Source organism: Kitasatospora sp. NPDC059817, from assembly GCF_042731835.1.
In the GTDB taxonomy this organism is placed as follows: domain Bacteria; phylum Actinomycetota; class Actinomycetes; order Streptomycetales; family Streptomycetaceae; genus Kitasatospora.
On record NZ_JBHWIR010000111.1, the window covers coordinates 1 to 6,956 of the forward strand.

A 6,956-nucleotide genomic window follows, 5' to 3' on the forward strand; every position below is an offset into this window, starting at 1 on the left:
CGAGTACTGCGACCTGTTCGACCTCACCCGGGCCCAACTCGCCGCGCTGCCGGGCCCGGTGCTGGACTGGCGGCGCGGGGCGGGGCGAGGGGGGCGGGCGGGCGCGGCGGCGCGCTCGGGGGGGGGGCGCGCGGCTCAGCCCCCCCCCCCCCCCCCTTCACTCAGGTCCCTCAGACCGTGACCAGCGTCTCCAGCGGAGCGCCGTTCAGGTGCCCGGCCAGCCGTTCCCGGCCGTCCAGGAAGCCCAGCTCCATCAGCACCACGACGCCCACCAGCTCGGCGCCGGCCTCCTTCACCAGGTCCAGCGAGGCGCCGATGGTGCCACCGGTGGCCAGCACGTCGTCCACCACCAGCACCCGCTCACCGGGCGCGAAGGCGTCGCACTGCACCTCCAGCGTCGCCGAGCCGTACTCCAGCTCGTACGAGCGCCGGAACACCTCGCCGGGCAGCTTGCCCTGCTTGCGGATCGGCACGAAGCCGAGCCCGGCCGCGAAGGCCGCCGGAGCCGCCAGCACGAAGCCGCGCGCCTCCAGGCCCACCACCTTGGTCGCCCCGAGCTCCCGCGCCCGGTCCGCCAGCGCCCTGGTGAGGGCGCCGAAGGCCTCGGCGTCGGCCAGCAGCGGCGCGATGTCCTTGAACAGCACACCCGGCTTCGGGTAGTCCGGGACGTCCCGGATCCGGCTGTTCAACAGCTCGGCCAGTGCGGTGTCGGCGGTGGTCACGGCGTGTCCTTACGGTCGGGTCGGTTCAGCGCTTGGTGGACGGACGGCCCTTGGCACGCGTGGTGCCGGCCGCCCGGCCGCGCTGACCGACCATACCCGCAGGCAGGTCCTCGTCCGCGATCTCCTCGTCCGCCGGCACCTCGCCCGCGGCCTTGGCAGCGGCCGCGGCCCGGTGCTGCAGGACCCGCTTGCGCAGCGCCTTCATCTCCGGCTGCTCCTCCTTGAGCTGCGCCAGCAGCGGGGTGGCGACGCAGATCGACGAGTAGGCACCGGCCGCGAGGCCGATGAACAGCGCCAGCGAGATGTCGTTCAGCGTGCCGGCGCCCAGGAGGCCGCCACCGATGAACAGCAGCGCGGCGACCGGGAGCAGGGCGACCACCGTGGTGTTGAGCGAACGCACCAGGGTCTGGTTGAGGCCCGCGTTGGCCGCCTCGCTGTAGGTGAGCTTGTTCTGCTTGGTGAGGTCCTTGGTGTTCTCCTTCACGGTGTCGAAGACGACGACCGTGTCGTAGAGCGAGTACCCGAGGATGGTCAGGAAGCCGATCACCGTACCGGGGGTGACCTCGAAGCCCACCAGGGCGTACACGCCGATGGTGATCAGGAGGTCGTGGATGAGGGCGACCAGGGCCGCCACCGCCATCCGCCACTCGAAGGCGATCGCCAGGTAGACCGTCACCAGGACCATGAAGATGATCAGGCCGGTGAGCGCCTTCGAGGAGATCTGCTTGCCCCAGCTGGGGCCGATCACCTGGGCCTCGACGGTGTCCAGCGGCACGGCCAGCTTCTCGGAGAGCTGAGCGCGGATCTCGTCCGAGCTCTTCGGCTCCTCGGTGCTGACCTGGATGCGGATCTTGCCGTTGTCGGTCGACTGCACCAGCGGGTGCGAGGAGACGATCTGGTTGGACGTCTCCTGCGCCTGCGAGACGGTCAGCCCCGGCTTGGCCACGGTGTAGACCGAGCCGCCCTTGAACTCGATGCCCAGGTGCAGGCCCATCGACAGACCGATCGCCGCGATCAGCACGATCACGCCGGAGATGGAGTACCAGAGCTTACGGCGCCCGACGAAGTCGAAGCTGACCTCGCCCTGGTAGAGCCGGTGTCCCAGATTGGAGAAGCGTGACACGGTGTCAGGCCTCCTTCACGGCGGCAGAGGAGGGGCTACGGCGACGGCTGCTGCGCAGCGGCGGGCGGGCGCCCAGCCGCTTCGGGTCCAGGCCGGACCACGGGTGACCGTTGGCGAAGAACTTGCGCCGGGCCAGCAGCGTGATCACCGGCTTGGTGAAGAGGAAGATCACCACGACGTCCAGCGCGGTGGTCAGCCCCAGGGTGAACGCGAAGCCCTGGACCTTGCCGACCGAGACCACGTAGAGCACGGCGGCACAGAGGAAGGACACGAAGTCCGACACCAGGATGGTGCGCCGGGCGCGCGGCCAGGCCCGCTGGACCGCCGGGCGCAGCGGGGCGCCCTCGCGGACCTCGTCGCGGATGCGCTCGAAGTAGACGATGAAGGAGTCGGCGGTGATGCCGATCGCGACGATCGCACCGCAGACCGCGGGCAGGTTCAGCGCGAAGCCGATCCCGGCGCCGAGCAGGCTCATGATCGAGTAGGTCAGGGCCGCCGAGACGAGCAGACCGGCGATCGAGACCAGGCCGAGGCCGCGGTAGTAGACCAGCGAGTAGAGCACCACCAGCAGCATGCCGATCGCGCCGGCGACCAGACCGGCCTTGAGCTGGTCGCTGCCGAGCGCCGGGGAGACGGTGGTGATGTCGCTCTTGCTGAATTCCAGCGGCAGGGCGCCGTAGCCCAGCACGTTGGACAGGTCCTGCGCCTCGGCCTGGCTGAAGCGGCCGGTGATCACGGCGCTGCCGCCGGGGATCACGTTCTTGACCTCGGGGTGCGAGACGACCTGGTTGTCCAGGACGATCGCGAACTGGTTGTTCGGCGGGGTCTGGGTGGCGAGCTGGCCGGTGACCTTGGTGAAGGCGTCGGTGCCGGCGCCGTTGAACTGCAGCTGGACCTGCCAGCCGGCACCCGTCTGGGTGTCGAGGCTCGGCTGGGCCTTGGAGACGTCCGAGCCCTTCACGGCGACGGGGCCGAGGGCGAGCTTCTCGTAGTAGCCGTTCTCGGGCTTCTGCGAACAGGCGACGACGGCCTTGTCCTCGGGGCCGGTCTGGGCCGCGCGGACCTCCGGCTTGGTGCAGTCGAGGGCGGTGAAGGCCGCGGCCAGCTCCGGCGGCACGGTGCCCTGGGTCATCGCGGCGCTGACGTCCGCGGCGCTGGGCGGGGTGGCGGGCGCGGACGGCGTGGCGGCGGCGCTCGGGGCGGTGCTCGCGCCCGTGGCGGCGGCGCTCGGGCTGGCGTCGGCGGCCAGCGCCTCACCGGCCGGGCGGCCCTGCTTGGTGCCGCTCGCGCTGGGCGTTCCGGTGGCGCTCGCGCCGGCCGAGGCGGTGGAGCCGGCGGACGGGGCCGCGCTCGGGGTGCCGGTGGCCGAGGGGGAGCCGGTGGGCGCCGGCGGCGTGAAGCCGCTGGGCGCCACCGCGAGGACCGGGCGGAAGAACAGCTTGGCGGTGGTACCCACCTGGTCCGCCGCGTTCTGCTGGTTGCCGCCCTTGGGGATGTTCACGATGATCGTGTTGTCGCCCTGGGTCTGCACCTCCGCCTCGGAGACACCCATGCCGTTGACGCGGCGCTCGATGATCCCGGTGGCGATGTCCATGTTGGACTTGGTGATCGCCTTGGGGTCGGTCGACTTCGCGGTCAGCGTGATACTGGTGCCACCGGCGAGGTCGATTCCGAGCCGGGGCTTGGTGTGGCCCGTCCCGAACATGAGGGCGACCAGTCCGACGGTGACGACCAGGATGAGGGCCAGCGCCCGCCCTGGGTAGCCGTCGCGCGGGCGCGACTTGGGTGTTGCCACCTTGCTCGTTTCTCCCTGTCCATGCCACTCCCCCAACCGGACCCCCGTCCGGCTTGTGGCGGGACGGGGGCATGGCGGTTCTGCGGCCCTGAGGTCCTGTGGGCTCGCGGCACTGGGCCGCGCGGCCGGGCTGGTGCCCGACCGTACTACTTGCTCGCGGGAGCCCCGCCCTCGACGTCGCCCTTGGCGCCGCCGTCCTTGGTGAGCGTCAGCGGCTTGTCCTCGACCGGCTCGGCGTCGGTGTCCTCGGCCTCCGGCTCGGCCAGCTCGTCATCGGCGGGGCGACCGTTGATGATCGCGTCGTACTCCTGGGGCTCCAGGACAGCGGCGATCGCGCTCTTGGTGAAGTGGGTGACCACGCCGGGCGCGATCTCCAGCTCGATGGTCTCCTCGTTGATCGCCTTCACCGTGGCGTACAGGCCACCGATGGTGCGCACCCCCGCCCCTGGCTCCAGCGAGGTCTGCATCTGCTGCATCTGCGACTGGCGCTTCTTCTGCGACCGGAACATGAGCACGATCGCGATGATCGGGAGGAGAAGGATGATGAAGTTCACTGCAGCCAGGGTCCTTTACGGGCCGCCGACCGGCGGCCTGTGTGGTATTGGTCGGCCCGTCAGGTGAGCGGGGCGGTCCGGCGGAGTCTAGGCGACCCCGAACTGATCGGACAACGCCAAGCATCGCATCCTGCCGCCGAAAGTGGCGACCCTCCGCCTGCACAGTTTCCCCGGACTTCGCCCCCGGCTCGCACCCGGGCCACTCACCGGGGCGGTGCATCGGACGCCTCCCGGGAACCGTCGGGCGGCGATCACCCGTTCAGCCCTCGTCGGCCCGGAAGAGTTCGGATTGCGCGGGCACGGCGCCCCGGGTGGTCTGGATCGGCGGGGTCAGCCCGAGGTGCTGCCAGGCCGCCGCGGTGGCGATCCGGCCGCGCGGGGTCCGGGCGAGCAGGCCCTCGCGGACCAGGAAGGGCTCCGCCACCTCCTCGACCGTCTCGGACTCCTCCCCCACCGCGACCGCAAGAGTCGACAAACCGACCGGTCCGCCGCCGAACAGCCGCAGCAGCGCGGTCAGCACCGCGCGGTCCAGCCGGTCCAGACCGCGGGCGTCCACCTCGTAGACGTCCAGCGCCCGGGCGGCGATCTCGACGGTGACCTGGCCGTCGTGCCGCACCTGCGCGAAGTCGCGAACCCGGCGCAGCAGCCGGTTGGCGATGCGCGGCGTCCCCCGCGAGCGGCCGGCGATCTCGGCGGCGCCGGCCGGGTCGATCTCCACGTCCAGCAGGGTGGCCGAGCGGCGCACCACCCGTTCGAGCTCGGCCGGGGCGTAGAACTCCATGTGCCCGGTGAAGCCGAAGCGGTCGCGCAGCGGGGGCGGCAGCAGGCCGGCCCGGGTGGTGGCGCCGACCAGGGTGAAGGGCGGCAGTTCCAGCGGGATGGCGGTGGCGCCCGGGCCCTTGCCGACGATCACGTCGACCCGGAAGTCCTCCATCGCCATGTAGAGCATCTCCTCGGCCGGCCGGGACATCCGGTGGATCTCGTCGAGGAAGAGCACCTCGCCCTCGGCGAGCGAGGAGAGGATCGCCGCGAGGTCCCCCGCGTGCTGGATCGCCGGGCCGGAGGTGATCCGGATCGGGGCGCCCAGCTCGGCGGCGATGATCATGGACAGGGTGGTCTTGCCCAGCCCGGGCGGCCCGCTGAGCAGCACGTGGTCGGGCGCGCTGCCGCGCTTGCGGGCCGCCTGGAGCACCAGGGACAGCTGCTCGCGCACCCGCTCCTGACCGATGAACTCGTCCAGCAGCTTGGGGCGCAGCGCCGCCTCGACCGCCTGGTCCTCCCCGTCGGCGGCGGCCGTCACCAGCCGGTCGCCCGGGTCCGAGTCGTACGGACTCATCAGCACATGCTCCAAAGTCGACAAGAGGACAGATCGCCAGATGGCTTTAGCGGGATCGGTTGAGGCCGCGCAGGGCGAGCCGGAGCAGTGCGCCGACGTCCGGCGTCTGCTGGGCCTCCGCCTCGGGGGTGACGGCCACGACCGCCTCGTCCGCCTCGCGCGGAGCGTAGCCGAGACCGGTCAGCGCCGAGTGCAGCTGCTCGCTCCAGGGGGCCGGACCGCTCGCGATCGGCTTCTGCGCCGGCACCGCGCCGTGCGGGGCGCCCAGCTTGTCCTTGTACTCCAGCAGCAGCTTGGCGGCCTTCGCCTTCCCGATGCCGGGCACGGCCACCAGCGCCTTCTCGTCGCCGCCGGCCACCGCGGCCCGCAGCGCGTCGGGGCTGTGCACCCCGAGGATCGCCTGCGCCAGCTTCGGGCCGACGCCCGGCGCGGCCTGGAGGATCTCGAAGACGGCGCGCTCGTCGTCGTCCGCGAAGCCGAACAGGGTCAGCGAGTCCTCCCGGACCACCAGCGAGGTCGCGAGCCGGACGGGCTCACCCAGCCGGAGCCCGGCCAGCGTGTTCGGCGTGCACTGCACGGCCATGCCGACCCCGCCGACCTCGACCACGGCGAGTCCGGAGGAGATGGCCGCCACGGGCCCTTGCACGAAGGCGATCACCGGCTGCTTCCTTTCAGGGGGGTGGCACGGGCCGCCCGTACCGCGGCCTCCAGGCGGTTGACCGCCCCGCCGCGCCAGATGTGGCAGATGGCCAGCGCCAGCGCGTCGGCGGCGTCGGCGGGCTTGGGCGGGGCGTCCAGCCGCAGCAGGCGCTGCACCATGGCCGTGACCTGCGCCTTGTCGGCCCGGCCGGAGCCGGTGACGGCGGCCTTGACCTCGCTCGGGGTGTGCAGGGTGACCGGGATGCCGCGCCGGGTGGCGCAGAGCATCGCGACCGCGCTGGCCTGGGCGGTGCCCATCACCGTCCGGACGTTGTGCTGGGCGAACACCCGCTCGACGGCGACCAGCTCCGGCTCGTGCTCGTCGAGCCAGGCCTCTATGCCCTGCTCCACCAGCAGCAGCCGCCGCCCGATCTCCTCCTCGGCGGGGGTGCGCACCACGCCGACCCCGACCATCCGCAGCGGCCGCCCCGGCGCACCCTCGACCACGCCGATCCCGCACCTGGTCAGCCCCGGGTCGACGCCCAGTACCCGTACCACAGCCCCGCCTCTCGTTGATCGCCGCTCGCCTCCGGGCGCTCCGGCCCGGGCAGGCCCTCCGGCCCACGGCGGGCGACCTGCGAAGGCTACCGTCCGGGTCCGACAGCGCCCGCAAAGACACCGGCCCGGGGGGGGGGGGGGCCCCCCGCCCGGGGGGGTTTAAGATAACAAGGCGGCGAGCCGGGGTCGTATAAAAAAAAACCAACCCCCCAAAACACCAGTGTTTTCG

General features: G+C 72.2%; 7 protein-coding genes. All 7 read right to left on the bottom strand.

Annotated elements, in window-relative coordinates; all coding sequences use genetic code 11:
• Positions 1–170: 170 nt before the first annotated feature.
• Positions 171–722, bottom strand: coding sequence for an adenine phosphoribosyltransferase (locus ACFV61_RS22740; protein ID WP_063346803.1), 552 nt, complete (start codon positions 720–722; stop codon positions 171–173).
• A 25-nt stretch (positions 723–747) separates the two neighbouring features.
• Positions 748–1,845, bottom strand: coding sequence for a protein translocase subunit SecF (gene secF / locus ACFV61_RS22745; RefSeq protein ID WP_380344278.1), 1,098 nt, complete (start codon positions 1,843–1,845; stop codon positions 748–750).
• Positions 1,846–1,849: 4 nt separating this feature from the next.
• Complete coding sequence (gene secD / locus ACFV61_RS22750; protein WP_063346805.1) at positions 1,850–3,640, bottom strand: protein translocase subunit SecD; 1,791 nt, start codon at positions 3,638–3,640, stop codon at positions 1,850–1,852.
• Positions 3,641–3,786: 146 nt separating this feature from the next.
• A complete protein-coding gene (yajC, locus tag ACFV61_RS22755; protein WP_063346806.1) occupies positions 3,787–4,194 on the bottom strand; it encodes a preprotein translocase subunit YajC in 408 nt (135 codons plus the stop codon).
• A 259-nt stretch (positions 4,195–4,453) separates the two neighbouring features.
• The gene (ruvB, locus tag ACFV61_RS22760) at positions 4,454–5,530 is read right to left on the bottom strand and encodes a Holliday junction branch migration DNA helicase RuvB (protein ID WP_063346807.1); all 1,077 of its coding nucleotides are present in this window, start codon (positions 5,528–5,530) and stop codon (positions 4,454–4,456) included.
• A 46-nt stretch (positions 5,531–5,576) separates the two neighbouring features.
• A complete protein-coding gene (ruvA, locus tag ACFV61_RS22765) occupies positions 5,577–6,188 on the bottom strand; it encodes a Holliday junction branch migration protein RuvA (protein WP_363372787.1) in 612 nt (203 codons plus the stop codon).
• Positions 6,185–6,727 carry a crossover junction endodeoxyribonuclease RuvC gene (gene ruvC, locus ACFV61_RS22770; protein WP_380344285.1) on the bottom strand — a complete coding sequence of 181 codons (543 nt, stop codon included), beginning with the start codon at positions 6,725–6,727 and terminating at the stop codon, positions 6,185–6,187. The genes ruvA and ruvC overlap by 4 nt, the downstream gene beginning before the upstream one ends.
• Positions 6,728–6,956 lie beyond the last annotated feature (229 nt).